The sequence below is a fragment of the uncultured Actinomyces sp. genome (assembly GCA_900541895.1).
In the GTDB taxonomy this organism is placed as follows: domain Bacteria; phylum Actinomycetota; class Actinomycetes; order Actinomycetales; family Actinomycetaceae; genus Pauljensenia.
This window is the reverse complement of the sequence record UWSI01000028.1, coordinates 1-20,746: the sequence shown is the minus strand read 5'-3', so window position 1 is coordinate 20,746 and position 20,746 is coordinate 1. Positions and strand designations below refer to the sequence as shown.

The following is a 20,746-nucleotide window of genomic DNA, read 5'->3' as shown; positions in this document are numbered from 1 at the left end:
CGCACCACAAAGCCGAAAGGTCGGGCTCAGACCAACTCTTTTCGTCCTTTAACCCAAAAATAGGAGCGAACCCGCCAACACGGACCCGCTCCCTAAACCATAAGGTTTGCTATCTGTCTGCTAGTCTAACAGGCCGACTCTCTGTGTCAATTCCCTGAGAAAATTCAACGCGGCAAGAAATGAAGGGGGAGTGTCTTTCGTGTTGATTAAGTCAGAGTTAGCACTCACGTTATCAAATACAGCTTGAAGTTCAGTGGCTGCGCGGGAACGAGAATTTCCTTCACTGATGAGCAAATTATGGAGAAGAATCACGGTCACGATCTCATGTAATGCGGGGTTCTTCATCCAATGCCGCCGTCGGGTATTAACCCGAAATCGCACCTAGTGCTGAGGTAATGCTCAGCATCTCTTTTCCCGTGAAGGTCAAAACGAATACCTTCTGATTCAAGACGAAATATCTGGTCTTGTATAGGAATAAGTTTTTGCTTCTTGTGATTTTCTGTCCCCGTCATCATTCATCTCCTTCGATGGCATTCTCAGTAGGTTTTCAGTTAGGGACTCCATTCTAGTCAGACTATAGTGGTTTGAACGGTGAAATTACGGTGCCTGTGGATTGTGTGTGGGCTGAAGTTGTAGGCTCAGTCCGCTGAGTTCTCGCTTGAATTCTCTTTCAGGTGGAAGTGTTTTTTGGGGAAGGAACCCTCATGAATTTACTTGAGTACATGCGTGCGAAAAACCGCATGACACAAGCGGAATGGGAGCTTACTTTTGAGGATGACGAACGCGAGATTCTTGTTGTCCTTGCTGAGGGACAAGGAGCCAACAAGAGGAACGGATTTTGGGAAGTCTCTGTTGATTTTCTCGCGCATGTGGAGTGTGAGACCGGTACTTTGTTCCCAAATGAAGGGCACCTAGTCTATCCCGCCACTGATGAGGACCATGATGCGGGAGATATATTTTCTCGCTTTAAAGAGCGGACGATTTATCGCGTGAGGGTACGCAAGAAGATCCCCGAAGAAGTACCTGAGATTGTTACTGCTTCCTCGCAGAATCAGTTTCGAGTTGTCGAGGTTTGTGAAGAGAACCCGCCGTGTCCAGAGTTGGAAGAGATTCTGGCTGAATACTGCAGGCCAATCATCTTGAATGACGAGGCCCTAGGAGAGCTAACCCTGGATAAAACCCTGGGGATCTTTGAGGGGAAAGCTCAGTGGCGTGGCGCGTTAATCGACATTTCGCTGGAGGTTAACCCGGCTCAAAAGGCGAGCTGGACGAAAGCCAGAAAAGCGATGAAGAGTCTGCTCGCAAGCCAAGAACAATGGGACCGCGACATGCGTGACTGCGCGGCGCGTTCGTTGACCGCGAGCGCTCGCGATTGGCAGGAATCTGGTGACGATGAGGCTCCAGAAATTACAGAAGAGAGATTTGCTCAGCGAATTGAGCTCAGCAGCATATCGATGAGCGCAGGCGGCTCATTCACCGCCTATTTCGACGATGATCAGATGCTCTTCGGACACTGCATCATGGTGCGAGGAACCCTAAAGAAAGGCGCCGTGTCGGCACATATGGGTGGCTGAGTCTGCGCGCGTCTTCAGTTTTTGTGTGCGGTGATCGCAAACTGAAGTGGCAGACGCTCGGGGTGCTCACGAAGATGCCAGCCTCCGGTGGAATCTTGTTCCATGAGCTCGGGCCACGGGCACCAAGCAGCGCGCGGGGTCTCCTCGAGTTCATCGATCACTAGCCCCGCGTTGATGAGAGCGGTGACGATCTGGCCAAGGGAATGATTCCATTGGTGGTTTGTTGTGTGAGTAATCCGCGGTGCACCTGGGGAATCCACGTAGCTTGAATCGTCATCCCACGTCATCGGGGCATTCTGCTCGAAGTATGGCTGCTCGATCTTGAGTCCGTCGGAAATGTCCTCACCGATTGTCATGAACATCGGGTGGTCATCGCGGATGAAAAAAGTACCGCCCGGTTTGAGTAGGGAAGCGACGACTTGTGCCCACTGGGCGATATCGGGCAGCCAGCACAGAACGCCGATCGAGGTGTACACCAGATCGAAGTTGCCGGACACTGCTTGACGTGCGTCGTACACGTTCGCGTGAACGAACTCGACGTGAGCGCCCGCGCGCTGGGCGATGCTGCGCGCGTGGGCAAGCGAGGCCTCGGAAAGATCGAGGCCAATGACGCGCGAGGCCCCGCGGCGCGCAAACCCGATCGTGTCGGTTCCGACGTGGCACTGCAGGTGGACGACTGCTTTGCCAGTGAGATCGCCGAATCGTTCGATATCTTGGGCGAGTTCGGCACTAATGGCCGTCGGGTCCTCGAGAAGACGCTGGTAGTCGCAGTAGTTGCCAGCCATGTGCAGCTCGGCGCGGTCGTTCCAGTTGCGTTCGTTATCGGAAAACCATTGCGCTCGCTCGCTTGTTTCAGTCATGTGGTCATTGTATGCCGGTGGTTTGTTGGGGCGGGGGTGCCTGCCAGGCCACGGCAGAGGCTTGGCGTAGCTTGTCCGCCCTGCGCAGAGGATGTTTGCGATCCCTATCCAAGGTGCGTGAGGGTGGGGAGAGTATCTATACTGAACACTGTTCATTATTGAGTGAAACCGGCGAGAGGGGGATTTTCGTGCCCAAACAGGTCATTGATAAAGACAAGCTGATTGAGCAGGCATACTCGATTGCCGCGCGCGAAGGAATCTCCGCACTCTCCGTGCGAAAACTGGCCGCGGCCTGCGGAATCGCCGTCGGCTCGGTCTACATGTACTTCCCAACAAAAGCAGACCTGACGGCCGCAGTATTCACTCGATTCTTCGGCCAGGCGCTGTTCGAGGAATGTTGCCGGGTTGATGGGAGTGAGAGTTTCGTCGACTACGTGCGGAAATTGCGCGGCGCTTTGGGCGCGACCTTGGCGGAAATGGACGTTGATTGGTTCGCTGAGATGCGCAGCCTTCCCCGCAGTGAGCACGAGGCCTTGGAGGCTGCACGCGCTCCAATGTTTGCCCACATGGAGCAAGGGCTCCAGCATGTGTTGGAGGCGGATCCCGCGGTTGTGCGCTCACGGTTGGTTGGCGCGCTGAGCCCTGAGAAGCTCTGTCCTTTTGTTCTGGGAGCTATTTTTACCTCGCTCATGGAGGGCTCTGATTGTGAGCCCGTCTTTGCTCTTCTTGATACCAGCTTGTACGAGGCCGTGGCTAAGAGCGGTGCTTTTGGAAGCGCCGCTGCGGCTCCGATTGATAAGAAAGATTGCTGATGACACTGCTCAAAATAAATAAAGAAAACCTGATTACCGTTGCCGGAGTGGTTTGGCTGCTGGCGGGTATGAACGTCGCACTGATTGGTGTGCGTTCGGTCGTTGAGCTGAGCGGTGCGGCCGTTGGTGTCCTCGTCGCAATTGTTGTTGGTGCTGTCGCCGCTTTCTTTGCCTTCCACGCAATGTTCGCGGCAAGATACTCCTGAAGAACGCCCAGAGGATCCGAGGCCTGGACGCAGATCGCCTGAACTTCCTGCGCTTCTTGGACCTCAAGGGCTACCTGATCATGGTGTTCATGATCTCCTTTGGCTTCGGGCTGCGCTTAAGTGGACTCATCCCCACATGGTTCTTCGCATTCTTCTACACGGGCCTAGGGTCTGCGCTGGCGCTGGCGGGTGTAAGCTTCCTGATGCGCCGGGCGTTTGGTGAAGGGTGGACTTTTCATGCACGACGGGTGAGGGGGTAGGTATCGCGTCGTCATGTGCTGAGTTGCGTTTAAGATGCTTAGTTTGATTCCGGATGGAGAGCTTATCGAATTGTGATTAAAGCGATTTGCAATGCCCTTTTCGATAGCAAATATGGATCGTTGTGTCCTCTTCTTTGTGGGGCGCTGTCCAATCTAAAATAGACCTTTGAAGGATGCGGAAGGGAACATAGAGTTTCTAGCTAGCTCGTGGTGCTAGCACATGCAAGTTCGATGTACTTATCGTCGATGCTTGCTGTTCGTCCGCTGTCTAAGGCCTTGTAGGACACAATCTCCCTAAGCTTGAGTTCTTTTTGTTCCCGCTGCTACAACAAAGTTTGTGACTGTCTTTTCCATAAGTTTTGTAACTATTTATCCACTAGGATCGGGTCACTTGTTGTATGTTTTTTCGTCCCAATGAAAACGCACAGGACTCACCGTCTGGTGAAATCGTCCGTCGTTGTGGAGAGCTCTCTTCCGTCGAGGTTCCAGAGGTTGCAGAATCAGCGGATTAACTTATCAAGATAGTCATGAATGCAAGCGGGGTGCGTAGTACAAACTTTGAAGATGGTGGATTGTCTTTGACTACTGCATGGCGGCGTGTGGAACCCTGACGAGGTGCAGAAAGAGTAGTTTCGCTCTTCCAGAGATGAAAGTAGTGGGGCAGCAATGAGTAACACGAGCCTTTGGAACTAGATAACTTAACGGGTACTTTCGTAGGACGACATGAGCTACTAGCGGTAGCGGACTCTTTGAAATCATCAAGCGCATAGAACTGAAATCTTTGCTCCTTTAAGACGGTTTTCGCCAAGAATCGGCTCTAATTTCGGAACCGCATGACGATGAGAGCAACTCTAGGAGACAGTGTGGTCGATACGATGAAGAGAGATTGCGTCAGAGCTAGTTGTTGGTATTGCTACTCCCGATTGAGCATCGCGGAATCGAAAAGGGGAGTAGTATGCAGAATGCAGGTAGGGGCTCCGGTTTCTATCTGCGCTCCAGTAGATTAATGCAGTATGAACTCTCGATGGGGAGGGTGCCGGATGACTGTTAGTTCAACACCTATGTTGTCGTTTAAAAAATGCGATATGCACGTTCATTCAAGTTCGTGCTATAGCAGAGACTACACGCGTTCTGATTTTACTTCGAGACTCCTCCAAAGTGACCTCGATGTCGTTGCGATAACGGACCATAATGTCGTTGACGTTGATTTGCTGCGCGAGATTAAAAACAAGATGGCGGAATTAGGCAAGTATGTATTTGGCGGTGTGGAGCTTAATATCCACCTGAAAGACGAAACAATTCAACGGCATGGCCTAACAATCGGGAAGGGAAACAAAGGGAAATATTTCCATGCCATTGTCTGGTTTGATGTAAAAAAGGCGCAGGCGATCGCTGAAATTGTCCATCAGCTTTTCTCTAAGAAACTTCAGGATCAAGGACGTGCGGAGCGAACTCAGGAGCTGGGTGTAAAGGCGTTCTCACGTAGGACGGCCGGAGTATCGATCGCTCTCGAGGACTTCCAAGAGGCGGCAACGGGAATCCCTTATATTTTTGTGCCACATGAAAATAAAGATCGGAGCCTTTCTGATTACTTGCCTAACACAGCAGATGATCAAGGTCCGTTGTTACAAAACCAAGAGTACAAAGACAAATTGTTCTACTTTGCGCATGCATCAGCGATCGAAGGCGGTGAAAAGAGCCGAAAACAAATCACAGGGTGGTTAGCAAAAGAAAAGAACGTAACTGTATCAGCATTTCTGTTCAGTGACGCTAAGAGACTCGATGAGATCGGAAAAAAGTTTACCTGGATTGACTTTGATGGTGATTGGGATTCGCTAGTGCTTGCAATGAGTGATCCTGAAAGCCGTATTGTAACCTCGGATCGACAAGACAAGCACCCCCAGAAAAATATTGCAAACTACCTAGAATCAATTTCGTTTTCACTTAAGTCAAGAGATGGGCAAAATGCTGACAGGCCTGTCGTGCTGCAATTTTCCCCCGGGTATAACGGAATAGTTGGTTCTCGTGGCAGCGGAAAATCAATGCTAGCGAGTCTCTTAGTATCGGATGGTCTCGAAAAATACAAAACATTAGTAGATATTGAGAGCGTGCGCTATCGGCTTCGCGACGGAGAAAGCTCGAAAGATCGACCGAGCTGTCTTTACCTTGGGCAGGGGGCATTAGAATCAATATTCACAAAAGGTGAATATGATAGTATTCCGTTCCTGAAAACGAGAATCGATGCGTTGAGGGATGAAGAAGAAGATTCGCGTCGGTCTGCAAAAAATAATCTTAATGAGCTGCTTACTCTGGAAGAAAGGCTCCTGATCGTTTTTTCGGAAAAGTATGAATGTAGCGTGATATCGCTCGATCATCTTGATTCGCGGGTTCCATCCGAAATTCTGATTGCAGAGCCGCAAATTCCATTCTCGATTGAAAGCTATATTGAGGGACTTAAAAAACGTTGGAAGCAAGTCGCTGGCAGTTTGAACGAAGCTGAAAAACATCTCAGATCCTCGGTGTCCAAGTGTTGTTCAGTTGAAGACGAAGATCTCCTGGAGGCTCTAACGCGCAGAGAGAATAGTATTTGTAACGCTTTTTCAGAAGTTGACATAATGATTCGTGATTACATTAGCTCTCTCGATAGAATTCGTTCGGAGTGGTTTTCTCAGCGCCGAGAGCTTCTGACGGAGTATTTCAATTACATTGATGAATTCAATAGTCATAATGGATCAAATGCTGCATCACAATATGAAGATAAGGATAAAAAGCTTTTTTCATTCTATAGTGATTTACTAACTTTGCGTATCATGCTTAAGGAACTGCATCGTGCTGCTATTCAGGAATATGGTAGGGCCTATTGTGCGGGAAAAGAATTGGACTATCAGAGTGGAAGTAATGTAATTCAGATCAGTTTGCGACCTAATGATGATCTCTCTTTTGAAGATGTGTATAGTAGCCTGTTTTCAAGGTCTTCCCTTCCAGATGATGGTTCATTGATTTATGCCTATCTGTCTGCAAGCGATGCTTCTAAAATGCACAAGGTCTTCAACGGTATTAAGTTTAAATCATGCAGAGATGAGAATGTAAAGACTCACTTCCAAAAGTTTTTTAAGCTTCTGCGCCAGCAGCTTAATGAGTTGGCTGATCTGAATCCTTGTGTTGCGATTGACGGTGATCTGGTCGACACTATGTCCCCAGGGATGAAGGCGCAGGCATTACTAAAGCTATTTCTTAATGATGAGCTTTGTAAGGGAAAATGGGTATACATTGTTCTTGATCAGCCTGAGGATAATCTTGATGTTAAAACGATTAAAGACTTTCTCGTGTCGAGGTTAAAGCAGCTAAAAATTTCGGTTCAATTTTTTGTCGTGAGTCATTCTGCTCCTGTAGTCGTCAATGGTGACGCAAGGACTATAGTGACCTGCAGGAATGAAAATCAGGAAATCTTGTATGAAATTAGCTCGTTAGGGAACTCTTCTGGAAAGCGATTTATATCCGATATTTTGGATGGAGGTGAGCTCTATTTAAAGATGAGGCTTAATAAGTATAATTTCAGATTAGAAGATTTGGATACAGATAACTAGACCTTAGTGATGTGCTTAATTTTGGGGAGCTTTAATGATTAAAATGTCTGATGGTAATGTGATATTAGAGGTTGAAAAGGCGGCCTTTGATTTGTCGAATTCTTCGTCGTATTCTGAATTTTTGTTATGGATTACCAATCCGGACCCTGGCGTAGTTATAAGGTCGGATTCTTTCGTCGTCGAAGAGAGCCTGACGGGTGAGGTTCGTGAGAAGGCTCAGCGGTATGCTGATTTTTTGTCGGAGTTCGTAGAGAGACGTCGAGTGAAACTTGAGGAGTTCAAAAGCCAGCTGCCTTTCGATGAGCGGCGACGTCAGATTCAAGATTTCATTAGTGAGCTCGAGGGTTAAGTTTTGAAGCGCAGCTTCATTGCGTAATTTTTTGACTTGCTAGCCGGTGAATCTCCTATTGGCTCTTTGATCAAAGGTCCCGTTCGTGAGCAGAGTGTCTTCATAATGGCATTGCATCTGCTTGTTTTCGCGATCTTTCCTAGTTGATATGCGACGTTGGCATGGAGTGGGCCCGCATCTTCGGGTTTATGGGACTGGCTACGTATTATCGATGCTTGGGTTGGCAAGAACGTAGATGGTGTAAATGCGTGCTTATCGCTCAGTTTTTCTATGTATAAATCTGTGCCGTTCTCGAAGAACTGTTTGTCACTGCTCTTTCCGTAATTCCATGCAAACTCCGATTTTGGCGGGTCTTTCTCAAGAAAAACGAAGAAAGTCTGCTTTAGTTTCGGGCTGAGGCCCCAAACACCTCCGCCGCATTCTCCCAATTCACGCCATCGGCCCCGCGCCACCAGTTCAAGGGGTAGGACAGGCTCTGCCTGAGGTCCCCGGTGTCGCGCTCATGCGGGGGAGTGAATGAATGTAGAAAACCGGGGTGCCCTGGCGCATCTAAAATCCCGCAGATTCCTAGAGTCTCAACGATCCCAACGGCCTCGGCCTGGTTGCAGGGAAGCAACTTCGCGGTGCGGATAGCGGTTGCCAAGGCTGCACCGCTGGCCTCGTCCTCCATGGAATCAGCTAGCTGCAAGATCGACCGTAAAATCTCCACATCGGCATCACTCGCAGCCCGCCGCTCCACCGGCGCGAACTGCTCCAAGTAAAAGATCGGCTTCCCGATCGTTCCCCAGATGCCGCCGCCCCTGTGTTTCACCCAGTTAAAGAAGGTGCCCGTCAGCTTTCCCGGAACCTCCTGAATCCGGCCTCGATCAAAAGAAAACCAACTGCGGGCATACACATAGGACGCCAAAATATAGCGGTAATCCACCTCGCGCGAGGACAAACTATATAAGAACGCCTGCGCTGCATCCTCTAAAGACACAGCCTCAAAGCATCGTTCCAGGACATCAAGCGCCTGATCGAGAGTAATCGGGTGATCCTCAACAACCACCCCCATCTTCCGGGCATAAGCAAGCTCCTCAGCACTCACCGAATGCTTCTTCCGATCGTCCATCAAGCGATTCAGAATCTGAACAGCCTTCTTATCCACGCTTGCCCGCCCTTTGAAGTGCCTGGAGTGCTAAAACTCTAGAACCCCAAAAGCCTTCGATAAATCGCCTCGTCCTCATCCGAGAACACATCAAACACAACGACCATGGGGGACTGGGTCGCAGTGAGCCACTGATTGACCACATCCACCGCGACCTCGGCAGCATCCTGCTTCGGGTAGCCAAAAACGCCCGTCGAAATACAACAGAACGCAAGCGAGTCCATCCCGCTTTCCTGCGCCAAATCCAGGCAATTCAGGTACGAGCTCATCAGCTCGAAACGGTACATGTCAGCACTCTCGCCAGCTGGCACAATCGGCCCGACCGTGTGAATGACGCGCTGCGAGGGCAAGTTATACGCCCCCGTAATCTTCGCCCGGCCTGTCGGCTCCTCGTGCCCCTGCTCCTCCATGAGCTGGGCGCACTCCAAACGCAACTGGACGCCGGCGAAAGTATGAATCGCATTATCAATGCACGCATGCCCAGGCACCCAACACCCCAGCATCTTTGAGTTCGCTGCGTTCACAATCGCATCCGCCGCGAGCCTCGTAATGTCACCCTGCCACAGGCGAATATTGGGGTGCAGGGGCGCGACCTCGGCCTCGTCAATGGAAATAACGCCATCCCCGGCAATCAACTCACTGAGCAACTGATCCTGCAAAGCCAGCCACTGCGGCGAGGCGGGCATGGGCGGGCGCGTATTGACCAGCGCGCGGAACTGCTCCCACATCTCATCGACACTCGTCGGTGCGGGCACCTCCATCCCGCGTTCCTCGCACAGTCCTGCAATCAGTGGGGTTAACAGCTCAAGTTTCCGACTGGGCCACATCAGCATTCCTTTCCCAAAAACGAGGGGTGACAACAGTGTAGTTCCGCTGCAGTGATAGGTTAACGCTGTTTGCGCAGTATGTACGCGACCCCGGATAACGCATGGGTTTTACCCTCTGGCAGCCATCAGTATCGCCCGATTACCGCCAGTGGCGGTATAAATTGGCGGTAATCAATCTGCAGTGGGGTCAGTAAGCTCCTTGCAGACTCGTTCGCGCGTGTCACTCGTACACTGCTATTGCAACATTGAGCGTGAAATTGGCGCTTATTCCTCGGCAGAGAAGGAGTCCGACAATGAGGTACGCCAAGATGGTGGTGTTGAAGGGCGGGGTGGAACTCCTGGTGAGGAATGCCGTTGCCTCGGATGCTCGCGTTCTGCGCGAGGCGACGCAACGCACGCATGCGGAAACTGACTATTTACTGTCCTATCCGGACGAGCAGAGCGCCGACGATGAACAAGAGGCCCGCTCCCTGGAAGAAACAGAACGCAGTGGCAATGAGGTTGAACTCGTTGCCGTGATCGACGGGCGCATCGTTGGAAGTGCGGGAGTTTCAGCAGTGCGCAGTAGGCGCAAGGTTGTGCACCGGGCGCGTTTTGGGATCAGCATCCTCAAGGAGTACTGGGGGATGGGGATTGGGCGGATGCTGATGGACGCGAGCCTTGACTGTGCTCGGCAGGCGGGCTACACCCAGCTTGAGCTCGAAGTGGTGGCGGACAACGAACGGGCGGTGTCCCTTTACCGTCGCGCAGGGTTCGAGGAATACGGGCGCAACCCTCGGGGCTATCGGTCCGCGTCTGCGGGCTACCAAGAACTCGTGTACATGAGGCTGGAGCTGTAGCGCTACAAGGGCGGCTAGCCCTCGGGGGCTAAAAGACCATGCTTCCGGGCGTAGCCTTAAGACGTGAAAATCTTTGTCCTCCCCATGCTTGCCCGCTCGCAGATGGGTGGTCCGTGGTCGCGTGCGCAACAGATCTCCCGCGCTTTCCTCAGCCATGGCCACGAGGTCACGCTCGCGTGGGGAGACGACGGCAACTGTGCCAATCCGGTCGCCTCGACATTTGAAATTCCCGTTCCTTCGCCACTTGGCCTTCCCGAGGCCATCGCCCGTCACACCTTCCCGCTGGCTTCTCGCCTGGGATTGATGGGCGCAAGCCCGTTCATAGTTTCGAAGAAGTGCTGTGGTTAACGGGGTCTTTGGATTATCGCTACAGCCGAGTGGTCGTTGATAAGCTCCGTGAATTCATGCGCAGCTGGCGCCCCGACGTCGTCTACTCGGAATTCAACTTGGCCGCGGTGATCGCCGCTCGCGCCGAAGGAATTCCCTGTGTGGGCAGCGGCTCGCAGCCGACGACCCTCTCCTACGCCTCAAACCCGCGAAAATCAGCGGGAATTCGACGCCTGCTGCGCGAGATGGGCATGCCCGTCCCGGCCTCGTCGCTTTCGATTCTTGAGGGGATGAAACGCCGCTTCATCCCGAGCTGCCCGACCTTGGAACCGCGGGCGGGGGAACGGGCGATCTACTGCGGTTTTCTCGGTGATGTGCCGAAGATGGATGTTCGCAGCGCTAATCGGGATTGTGCGGTCGTCTACCTCGGCTCGGGCAGTGTTCCCGCGGGAGTTGTCATGCGAGTTGGCCGCCAGCTTTCGAGCGCGCTTGGCTGCGACGTCTACGTCGCAGGTGTGCCCGAGGCTGTACAAGTTGTCGGGGGCCATGAGGTGACCTGCGCGCCTCGCCTCAACTTTGGCGAGCTCCTCCCTCACGCCCGTGTCATGGTCCATCACGGTGGGCAAAACTCGATGATGGACGCACTGGCTTATGAAGTCCCACAAGTCGTCGTGCCCGGGCGTGTTTTCGAACGCCAATTCAACGCCGAGGCCGTCGAGCGCACGCGCTGTGGCCTGAGCGTTCGCGCACCCAAGCCCGCTCTTATTGCCGAGGCCGCGCTGCGCCTCGTCGATGAGCCCGCCCTGACCTCGGGGATCCGAGGGGTACGCGACGAACTGTCGGAATTGGGCGGAACTGAGCGGATTGTCCGCGAGGTCGAGAAATTACTCGATGCGCGCCCCGTGAATGACTGATCCAGGCATCTTGAGCCAAGGAGTTTGCACTGTTTAGGACTCTTGAGTCAGGGGTTTGCACTATTCGGGCCTCATTGGCACCGTTTGGAGCCATTGACACAAGTTGGAGCTTTGAACGAGCGATTTTTGGGGTATGCGATGCGTCCAAGTGGTGTCAATCGCGCCTAGCGGTGTCGATCTCGCCGGGTGGTGCCAATCGCGCCGGGTGGTGTCGATCTGGTCTACTGGCGGCAATTCCACCTATAAACAACGATCCGGCCTAACAGTTTCCATCCTTCCCAGTAGCGCCGGGTGAGTGGACGCAGGGCCTGTGCATCCTCCGGACTCAATGCGGTCCGAAAAACTGAGGGAAAGGCCCTACTGGCGCGGGAAAAGTAGCGGCAGAGCGTGGCTGAGTTGGCGCGAAACCGAGGCAAGGGAGTGTGTCCCGTCCTCATCGATCCACACTTGCAGGCTCTGGGGAGTCATCAGCGTCGGATACTCGTGGTAAAACTCATCGAGCTGCGGACTCATGTCGTCGAGCGCTGGATCGTCTGAACCAACGCTGGCGATAATGTGGAAATCCTGCGGTCCCATGTCGCGGCTGCGCACTCCTTGAGTGACTTCGTCGGCAATTTCGGGTAGGGGAGCGTCATGATCGCGGCCAATCCATGACTCCCCGGCCATTGGCATATAACCGTAGAAATAATCCGGGTTCAGGGCGAAAACATCCCAGGCCGTAATCCCGCCCATGGAAAAACCGCCGAAAGCGCGGTGCATACGGCTAGCTTTTAAGGATTCATCTGAGGTGTCGCCGTCCGCGTAGGTCGAGTAACGCGACTCGACTGTGTCAATTAGAGTGTCGATCTCACTGGTCGCAAAGAAGCGATTGAGCTGATAATCCGTTTCAAAATCGTCATTCACGAAAGAACGATCAGGGTAATACGTCGCAAAAACAACGATCGTCGGGGAGAGTTCACCACTGCGCTCTAGGTCATCAATCGCCGGCGAGACCTCGTCGGCCATCTCCTCCGCGCTACTCGTCCACCCGTGAGTCAGGTACACGATATTGGCCGGCACCCCCTGTACGTATGTCGCAGGAACGTACACCAGCGCCTGCTTCTTATAGGTCACTCCCTGGTATTCCTGCTGATAATCCACGGTGTCGATCCGCCCGTGCAGGGGAATCGGATTCTCCGAGGCCGCAGGAATGATCACCGTTGTGCCGTCCGCCTTCTCGTGGTGGGTAACTGCGGGCGAGGGAGTCGAGGCGCGATAGGCCTCGTATCCTGCTGCACTGACCAAGCCGCTTGCAGCCGTTAAGATGCCCACGGCAAGCGCGATTGTTCGCCTGCGGTCGCGAGGCCGTAGCTGGCGCGCCGGCACTTCCGTGGTTTTGGGGGTGGGTGAGGTCGGAGTGCTCATTGATAAAGTTCCGTGTAGTTCGTGCGTATTGACCTCATATAGTTAATTTTAGGTCCGCGGCTGTGGCGGTGCGAATGGGCCTTCGCTACAGGCGGATAGGATTGAGTCACCAACTGGACAAAGGAGTTGCCATGATTGCTGTCACGACCCCAACCCTTGAAGGTGCGCCCATTAAGCGTTACTACGGAATTGTTTCGGGAGAGACGTTCGCGGGTGTGAATCTCTTTAAAGATATTAGTGCAGGCTTGTCGAACCTCTTTGGAGGGCGGGCCTCGAACTATGAAGAGGAACTCTTCGAGGCCTCACAAACTGCTATCAACGAGATGTGCCAGCGCGCGCAGGCGATGGGTGCGAACGCGGTAGTCGGCGTGCATGTCGACTACTTCACCGCCGGATCTGACAACGGAATGCTCGCAGCAATCGCCACGGGCACCGCTGTTGAGGTCTGAAACCTTCTGGCGTTTTTCTGACACTTTGTCGCTGCGAGGTGCGGGCGTGCGGTCCTACACTTGCCATGTTGCCCGCGAAGGAGGACTCACAGTGCCAGGATTGGAACCCTACGACGCAATTATGCTGCTGTCCTATGGTGGCCCCAACGGCATGGAGGATGTCCTCCCGTTCATGCGCAACGCAACGCGAGGCCGTGGAATCCCCGACGAACGTCTTCTTCAAGTCTCGAAACACTATGAGCGTTTCGGTGGCGTTTCGCCCATTAACGCCTGTAATCAGCGCCTGATTGCTGACTTATCCGCAGAGCTCTCGCGTCGTGGATATGACATCCCTGTCGGCTGGGGAAACCGCAACTGGCATCCCTTTGTCGCCGAGGGCCTGGACGAACTTGCCCAAGCCGGCGCGCGACGCATCCTTGTGCTGCCGACATCCGCCTATGCCTCGTATTCGGGGTGCCGTCAGTACCGCGAAGACCTTGCCGAGGCCGCGCGTTCCAAAAGCGAAAAGTGGGGGAGTATCCTCCTTGGTGCAGAGGACAGTGCGGACAACCCGAACGCCGAGATCATTGTGGATAAAGTGCGCCCCTACTATTCGACTCCCGGTATGGCCAGTGCTGAAATTGCCTCGATCCGTCGCGCGTGGTCGGCCTTGGTTGAGGGCGGAGCTGATCCCGCTGGGATTCGACTGGTTTTCGTCACCCACTCCATCCCCATGAGCATGGAAGACGGGTCCTCTCCCTTCTCCTTCCCTTCTACCGTTTCTTCTTCCCCCACTTCCGAGGCCTGCCCTGATTTCGAGGCCGGTGGCCCTGAGCTCGAGGCAGAGGAAACTTCATCCCTGGGCACCCCCGCTTCCGAAATTAGTTACGTTGCTCAGCATCATGCGCTCATTCAAGCGATCATGCCGGAAGTGCGCCGTGTTTTGGGACGTGAGGATCTGGGATATGACCTAGCGTTTTGTTCGCGCTCGGGTCCGCCGCAGGCGCGCTGGCTGGAGCCCGACATCAACGATTTCCTCCGCGAACTGATCGACCCGGAAAGCCAGAGCACGGGGGAAGGAAACGAGGCCTCGGGAAGCGAAAAGCCGAGCGGTGTAGTCGTCGTTCCTATCGGCTTCATCTGCGACCACATGGAGGTTGTCTACGACCTAGACACCGAGGCGAAGGAAACCGCCGCGGAGCTTGGACTTGCGTACAAGCGCGCCGAAACGATCTCGACGGATCCCGCGTTTGTCTCTTCGCTGGTGGACGTGCTGGAAGAACGCGCAGCCCAAGCGCGAGGTGAAAATCCTTTCCGCATGACCGTGACGGGCACGGGACCTTTCCATACGGTGTGTCCGCCGGATTGTTGTCTGGCTCCGGCTCGGCCCGCGCATTCTCAAAACTCTGCCGAAACCGGCGATCAGCGCGCAAGCTTGCATGCCCCACTTTCTTCCGACGGCCCTGCTCGAGTCGCCGGCCAATCCGCCATACAACAGGAGGAATCAATGGCGTTCTTGAACCGTCATGCGGAACAACCCGCTGAAAACACCGAACACACCGGTCACGTAGAGGCTGCGCCCGAACACGGTGCTGAGCATGCTCCGCACCACCATGCCGCGCACTCCTACGTTCCCGACCCGCGCGACCGGACCGATATTGACTTAGACGCAGTCAACGGCAAGCAGCACTACGCGCTGTATTCCGTGTTTGCATTGGGTGAGTTCTTGCCGGCTGACGACAGCGAGCGCGCCCAGATTGTTGCTGAATCCCTGGACTATGTGAAGAGCGCGGGCGCGCAAATCCGCGGTTTCTATGACGTCTCCGGCTTCCGCGCCGAGGCGGACCTGATGGTGTGGTGGCTTGATGACGACCCCGAGGTTTTGCAAGACGCCTACCATCGTCTGCGGGCCAGTGCGCTGGGGAAGTTCTTGGAGCCTGTTTGGTTGTGCATGGGCCTGCACACTCCCGCCGAGTTTAACAAGCGTCATATTCCTGCGTGCTTCGGTGGGGTTGCGCCGCGTGACTGGGCGATGGTCTACCCCTTCGTGCGCTCCTACGACTGGTACTTGAAGGCCCCCGAAGAGCGCTCGCGGATCATGGCCGAGCATGGGCGCAACGGCTTCTCGCAGTACCCGGACGTCAAGGGCTCGACCCTGTCGGCTTTCGGATTCTCCGACTACGAGTGGGTTTTGGCTTTCGAGGCTGACAGCCTGGATCGCCTTGAGGGTGTCATGCACGCCCAGCGCTACACCGAGGCTCGCTTGTATGTGCGCGAGGATACCCCCTTCTTCACGGGTCCCCGCGTGAGCCTGCAGGAATGGGCTGAGCGCCAGCCGAGGGCATAATCTGCACTGCTTGAGGAGGTGACCGTGACTCTTCCTGAAGGCCTCGTTTCCTGCGAAGATGGCCTTGTCCGTCCGACCTGGGCGGCCACGGATCCGCTCTTACGCGACTACTACGACACCGAGTGGGGAAGTCCGGTCACCTCCGAGCAGGGCGTTTTCGAGCGCCTCGTCCTTGAGAGCTTCCAATCCGGCCTCTCATGGTCGACGATCCTCAAGAAACGTGAGGCCTTTCGCAATGCCTTCGCTTCCTTCATTCCCGAGGCCGTCGCCTCCTTCACCGACAAAGATCGCGAGCGTTTAATGCAGGACGCGGGCATCGTACGGAATAAGCGCAAGATCGACGCGGCAATTACCAATGCACGGGCAGTCATCGCGCTCCGCGGTGCTCTAACTGCCGAAGCGGATGCACACCGCGCCCGGCGGATGGGGGAGGCGCCGCTTGCGCACCTGCTTCGGCCTGGGCAATCCTACCCGCGACACTTGGGTGAACTTGTCTGGCTGTACCAGCCCAGCCGACATCCTCGGCCGAAAAATGCCGGGGACGTGCCCGCGCAGACCGAAGAATCCCGCGCTCTCTCACTCGAGCTCAAACGCCGAGGCTTCGTCTTCGTCGGTCCGGTTACCGCATTGGCCATGATGAGCGCGATAGGGATTGTCAACACTGACATCTTGGGAACGTGGAAGCGGCCGTCGAATGAATGAACCAAGCTTTGTTGAGGTTGCTGCGGCTGAATAGAAACGGGTCTAGAGTGAAAATATGACTCCAGAGATTACTGATCCGAAGTTCAAAGCAATCGCAGAGGAAATCCGGAAGGACCCGGAAAACGCCTCATACACAAAGTGCGGGATCGATCCGTTGTTTTACGCGGGCCCCGAGTGTCGGATCATGATCGTCGGTCAAGCTCCCGGCCGAGTCGCTGAAGAAACTGGAATTGTCTGGAACGACCGCAGTGGTGACCGCCTGCGCGATTGGATGGGAATCGACCGCGATACCTTCTACAACTCTGGGAAACTGGCCATTGTCCCCATGGACTTCTACTTCCCGGGCACCGGGAAGAGCGGCGATCTGCCTCCGCGTAAGGACTTCGCGGATAAGTGGCACCCGTGCCTGCTTGAGCTCATGCCCGATCTGAAGCTCACTATTCTGGTCGGCTCCTACGCAACAAAGCGCTATCTGCAGCTCAAATCTTCGGCCTCTCTCACGCAGGTCGTCAAGGATTACCGCGACTACCTGCCCGAGTTTTTCCCGCTCGTGCATCCATCACCTCGTAACCAAATCTGGATGAAGAAGAACCCCTGGTTTGATCAGACCGTCATTCCGGATCTGCAAAAGCTTGTCGCGCAGATTATGAGGTGAGTTTTCTGCGAGCTTTGTATCCCCGAAGGCAGCGATGTCTTTGGGGATGCGTTTATTTGACTCTGCTCGGGAATGAATAGCACAGCGTTAATGCGATTAATGCGTGCTATTCCTAAGGTAAAAAGCGTGCAATAATTGTGCAATGACTAGTGCAGCTGTACTCCCGAACTTCTCCAGTGACTATCAAGAAGGCGCGCACCAAAAAGTATTGGACGCCTTGGTCGCTACCAATATGGAGCAATCGAGTGGCTACGGTACTGACGAGCACTGCGAGCGCGCACGTGACCTGATTCGCGCAGCCTGCAATGCCCCCAAAGCGGACGTTCATTTCCTGGTCGGTGGAACGCAAACAAACGCCACTGTCATCGACGCGATCCTCCTGCCCTGGCAGGGAGTGATTGCTCCCCACACCGGACACATCAACATGCACGAGGCCGGCATTGTTGAACGCGGTGGTCACAAGATCCTTGATATCCCCGCGAAAGACGGAAAAATCACTGCGGCTGATGTTAAGCGCATTTATTCAGCGTGGGAAGGCGACGGTGCACGCGACCACATGATCGCCCCCGCATTGGTCTATATCTCGCAGCCCACCGAATACGGAACGCTGTATTCGCTCAAAGAACTGGAAGAACTCTCCGCTGCATGTCGCGAGCACGGCCTCAAGCTTTTCGTTGATGGTGCCCGTTTGGCCTATGCCCTGACCTCGCCGGAAAATGATGTTTCGATGGCTGATTTGGCGCGGCTATCCGATGTTTTCTACATCGGCGGTACCAAGTGCGGCACACTTTTTGGCGAGGCCGTGGTGATTCCTGAAGGTGGCTCGATCCGCCAATTCGTCACGCAGATGAAGCAGCATGGAGCTTTGCTCGCTAAAGGTCGGCTTTTGGGCGTTCAGTTCGAGGCCCTGTTCGAGGATGACCTCTACCTGACTTTGGGTGCTCCCGGCGTTGCTGCCACTAAGCGAATCCGCGAGGCTCTGATCCGCGCTGGATATGTCGTCACGATGGACTCGCCGACGAATCTGACCTTTGTTGCTTTAGATCAGGCTGGACACGAGCGTCTCTCGCGCAAGGTGCAATACGGTATTTGGGAGACGCTGCCCGATGGTCGCCTGCTCGCGCGCTTTTGTACGTCGTGGGGAACCCCCGAGGAGGACGTCAAGGCTTTCGAGGCCGCGCTGGCCTAAGCGCTCCCTCCACATGAAGTCGGTAAATGTCATGCGTTATAGCGTGTGTCTTTTCGTGGCTTCGTGTGTTAGGCGGGATGAGGTTGCCCAGCTGAGCTGACTGCCGGCTCGTTTCCGCTCCCTCCACATGCAGTTCGGCCCTCCGTTCTTCCCGAGGCAGCATCTGGTCGCCCCTCCACATGAAGTCGGTAAATGTCATGGCTTATAACGCATGTCTTTTCACGACTTCATGTGACAAAGAGGGCAGGGAAGGTGCGGGAGCGTCGCGTGGACGGAGCGCGCATTGAGATAGGCAGCGAACGGAACGAGTTTCCACCGAAACAGGCTCCAACTGACACAAGCACGCTACGCTTGAACAGTGACAACTGACGCTACCAATTTCACTGCCCCTGACTTCTCCGTGCTCGCGGCCTCGCGCCGCTCAATCCGCGCATACACGGATCAACAGATTCCGCAGGACATCTTGGACGCGATCCTCAAGGATGCAACAACAGCCCCCAGCTGGTCCAACACTCGTGCCTTCCGCGTTGCGTTAGCAACGGGGGAGCGTGCGGATCGCCTGCGCAAAGAATACGTGCGTCGATTCGATCAAACCCTGGATATTCAACACCGAAAGCCCTTCGCGCTGGTAAAAACTGCCCTGCGACGCGAACTGCCCGACGGTGATTTTCCCGTCTGGAAGCCTTACCCCCGCGAGCTTCGCCCAGCTCAAGTTGAAATCGCCAAGTGTGTATATGGCGCCTATGACATTGAACGCAGCGATCATGAGGGGCGCGACGCTGCAAACCGCAGAAACGTGACAGCTTTTGATGCGCCCGTCATGGGCTTCGTTTTTGTTCACGAAAACATGCTCCCGTGGAGTGCGATGGATGCGGGCCTCATGCTCCAAACACTCTTCCTTTCAGCAAAAGCGCATGGTGTGGATTCGTGCGCGATCGGAATTCTCTCCACATGGCGTGGCCCGGTCGAGCAGGAATTTGAGATTCCCCAGCACTACAAGCTGATCACCGGTTTCTGCTTGGGCTACGCAGATACTGATGCCCCGATTAACCAGGTCAATGCTCCCCGTCCGCCGATCCAGCTCCTCGAAGGGAAGTAAGCGTGCCCAAGCAGTATCTTTCTGTCGCATTCGCTTACGTTGGCGTCGTCATCGGCGCGGGCCTTGCCAGTGGTCAAGACCTTCTGCAGTACTTCCTCTCTTTCGGAGCAAAGGGACTGATAGGCATTGCCGTCCTGGGTGTCCTCAACATTGTCTTCGGCGTTGTGGCCCTGCAGCTCGGGTCCTACTACCGATCAGGCCACCACGACGAAGTCTTTGAGCGCATAGCCCCGCCACTGGTCCGTCGCGTGATTGACGTTGTTCTGGTCTTTTCAGGCTTTGCGATGGGCGTCGTCATGCTCTCTGGTGCGGGAGCGAACCTGGAACAACAGTTTGGAATCCCAGCATGGGCGGGAAGTGCGATCTGCGCAGTTTTGGTTGTCGTCACTGCCTTCCTTGATTTTGATCGCATTATGAAAGTCATCGGTGTATTCACCCCGATGATCATTGTTGCCATCAGTATTTTGACGATCTACTCGCTTGCGCGCCCGCATCCAGGCATCACCGAGCTCAACGCTGCCGCGCAGAATGTCACCCCCGCGCTTCCAAACTTGTGGCTCTCGACAATCAACTACTTCGCGCTGTGCGTCGTCAACGGCATCGCGATGGCCTTCGTGCTCGGTGGCTCGGTGCTGCGCATCGGCGAGGCCCGGCCCGCCGGGGGCAATGGGGGGGAGCAACCACGCATCGGCGAGGCCCGCCGCGCCGGGCGCATCGGCGGAACCATCATCGCTCTCGTCATCGGCGCGGACGCCCTGTGCCTGTACCTGAACATGGATCGCGTCTGGGACGTGAACGTTCCCGCCCTCGAGATCGCGCGCTCGATCCACCCGGCCTTCGCCTTCGTCTACACGCTGATCATTTTCGCGCTCATCTACAACACGGTCTTTTCTCTCTTCTACTCGACGGCGCGCCGCTTCTCGGACGGGCAGACCACCCGGATGCGCATCGTCCTCGTCGGCGTGGTTGCCGTGGGCTACGCGGCCTCCCTCATGGGCTTCAAGAAGCTGATTGGCGGCATGTACCCGATCATTGGCTGGTTGGGCGTCGCCCTCCTTGTCGTCCTCGCGGTCGGCTGGCTGCGCGAGCGCTCCGCCGTCCTGCGCGAGGAGAACCTGCGCCGCAAGCTCATCCGCGTCCTCGTGCGCAAGCACGCCGACGACCTGGAGTACACGGACGAGCACCGCGCCCAGGCGCGAACCCTCGCCCAGGCCTCGGTC

General features: G+C 54.9%; 17 protein-coding genes and 1 pseudogene. 14 read left to right on the top strand and 4 right to left on the bottom strand.

Annotated elements, in window-relative coordinates; all coding sequences use genetic code 11:
• Window positions 1–704: 704 nt before the first annotated feature.
• Window positions 705–1,574: a DUF2262 domain-containing protein gene (locus tag QZR18_RS06930; protein WP_178703901.1), complete on the top strand. Its 870-nt coding sequence runs from the start codon at window positions 705–707 to the stop codon at window positions 1,572–1,574.
• A gap of 14 nt (window positions 1,575–1,588) precedes the next feature.
• On the opposite strand, the gene QZR18_RS06925 is transcribed toward QZR18_RS06930, so the two are convergent.
• Window positions 1,589–2,434: a bifunctional 2-polyprenyl-6-hydroxyphenol methylase/3-demethylubiquinol 3-O-methyltransferase UbiG gene (locus tag QZR18_RS06925; protein WP_178703898.1), complete on the bottom strand. Its 846-nt coding sequence runs from the start codon at window positions 2,432–2,434 to the stop codon at window positions 1,589–1,591.
• Between the two features lie 188 nt (window positions 2,435–2,622).
• Between QZR18_RS06925 and QZR18_RS06920 the strand changes: the two genes are divergently transcribed.
• The 4 genes from QZR18_RS06920 to QZR18_RS06905 all read left to right on the top strand — a co-directional run bounded on the left by QZR18_RS06920 (window position 2,623) and on the right by QZR18_RS06905 (window position 7,648).
• A complete protein-coding gene (locus tag QZR18_RS06920) occupies window positions 2,623–3,246 on the top strand; it encodes a TetR/AcrR family transcriptional regulator (RefSeq protein ID WP_178703906.1) in 624 nt (207 codons plus the stop codon).
• The gene (locus QZR18_RS08310) at window positions 3,246–3,452 is read left to right on the top strand and encodes a hypothetical protein (protein ID WP_366921414.1); all 207 of its coding nucleotides are present in this window, start codon (window positions 3,246–3,248) and stop codon (window positions 3,450–3,452) included. Before QZR18_RS06920 ends, QZR18_RS08310 begins: the two co-directional genes overlap by 1 nt.
• A 1,300-nt stretch (window positions 3,453–4,752) precedes the next feature.
• Window positions 4,753–7,299 (top strand): PHP domain-containing protein, encoded by a 2,547-nt coding sequence (locus QZR18_RS06910; RefSeq protein WP_178703896.1) that lies wholly within the window; start codon window positions 4,753–4,755, stop codon window positions 7,297–7,299.
• Between the two features lie 34 nt (window positions 7,300–7,333).
• On the top strand, window positions 7,334–7,648 hold the full coding sequence (locus tag QZR18_RS06905; RefSeq protein WP_178703894.1) for a hypothetical protein: 315 nt from the start codon (window positions 7,334–7,336) through the stop codon (window positions 7,646–7,648).
• Between the two features lie 382 nt (window positions 7,649–8,030).
• Here QZR18_RS06905 and QZR18_RS06900 read toward each other — a convergent pair whose 3' ends face one another.
• Both QZR18_RS06900 and QZR18_RS06895 read right to left on the bottom strand, forming a co-directional pair.
• The gene (locus tag QZR18_RS06900) at window positions 8,031–8,795 is read right to left on the bottom strand and encodes a hypothetical protein (RefSeq protein WP_178703891.1); all 765 of its coding nucleotides are present in this window, start codon (window positions 8,793–8,795) and stop codon (window positions 8,031–8,033) included.
• 38 nt (window positions 8,796–8,833) lie between these two features.
• On the bottom strand, window positions 8,834–9,622 hold the full coding sequence (locus tag QZR18_RS06895) for a protein-ADP-ribose hydrolase (protein WP_178703888.1): 789 nt from the start codon (window positions 9,620–9,622) through the stop codon (window positions 8,834–8,836).
• A 293-nt stretch (window positions 9,623–9,915) separates the two neighbouring features.
• Between QZR18_RS06895 and QZR18_RS06890 the strand changes: the two genes are divergently transcribed.
• Together QZR18_RS06890 and QZR18_RS06885 are read left to right on the top strand one after the other, a co-directional pair.
• Window positions 9,916–10,461: a GNAT family N-acetyltransferase gene (locus QZR18_RS06890; RefSeq protein WP_178703885.1), complete on the top strand. Its 546-nt coding sequence runs from the start codon at window positions 9,916–9,918 to the stop codon at window positions 10,459–10,461.
• A gap of 84 nt (window positions 10,462–10,545) precedes the next feature.
• Window positions 10,546–11,702, top strand: a pseudogene (locus QZR18_RS06885) (nucleotide disphospho-sugar-binding domain-containing protein).
• A gap of 357 nt (window positions 11,703–12,059) precedes the next feature.
• On the opposite strand, the gene QZR18_RS06880 reads toward QZR18_RS06885, so the two are convergent.
• On the bottom strand, window positions 12,060–13,106 hold the full coding sequence (locus QZR18_RS06880; RefSeq protein WP_178703883.1) for an esterase family protein: 1,047 nt from the start codon (window positions 13,104–13,106) through the stop codon (window positions 12,060–12,062).
• A 131-nt stretch (window positions 13,107–13,237) separates the two neighbouring features.
• On the opposite strand from QZR18_RS06880, the gene QZR18_RS06875 reads away from it, so the two are divergent.
• The 7 genes from QZR18_RS06875 to QZR18_RS06845 form a co-directional block, all read left to right on the top strand.
• Window positions 13,238–13,555 carry a heavy metal-binding domain-containing protein gene (locus QZR18_RS06875; RefSeq protein ID WP_178703880.1) on the top strand — a complete coding sequence of 106 codons (318 nt, stop codon included), beginning with the start codon at window positions 13,238–13,240 and terminating at the stop codon, window positions 13,553–13,555.
• 91 nt (window positions 13,556–13,646) lie between these two features.
• Entirely contained in the window at window positions 13,647–15,881 is a 2,235-nt protein-coding gene (hemQ, locus tag QZR18_RS06870) for a hydrogen peroxide-dependent heme synthase (RefSeq protein WP_178703877.1), read from the top strand.
• Between the two features lie 24 nt (window positions 15,882–15,905).
• Window positions 15,906–16,583 (top strand): DNA-3-methyladenine glycosylase I, encoded by a 678-nt coding sequence (locus QZR18_RS06865; protein WP_178703875.1) that lies wholly within the window; start codon window positions 15,906–15,908, stop codon window positions 16,581–16,583.
• Between the two features lie 55 nt (window positions 16,584–16,638).
• Window positions 16,639–17,238 carry a uracil-DNA glycosylase family protein gene (locus QZR18_RS06860; protein ID WP_178703872.1) on the top strand — a complete coding sequence of 200 codons (600 nt, stop codon included), beginning with the start codon at window positions 16,639–16,641 and terminating at the stop codon, window positions 17,236–17,238.
• A 142-nt stretch (window positions 17,239–17,380) separates the two neighbouring features.
• A complete protein-coding gene (locus QZR18_RS06855; protein WP_178703869.1) occupies window positions 17,381–18,427 on the top strand; it encodes a low specificity L-threonine aldolase in 1,047 nt (348 codons plus the stop codon).
• Between the two features lie 358 nt (window positions 18,428–18,785).
• Window positions 18,786–19,526, top strand: coding sequence for a nitroreductase (locus QZR18_RS06850; protein ID WP_178703867.1), 741 nt, complete (start codon window positions 18,786–18,788; stop codon window positions 19,524–19,526).
• A gap of 2 nt (window positions 19,527–19,528) precedes the next feature.
• The coding region (locus QZR18_RS06845) for a hypothetical protein (protein WP_295910779.1) at window positions 19,529–20,746 on the top strand (1,218 nt) is incomplete at its 3' end.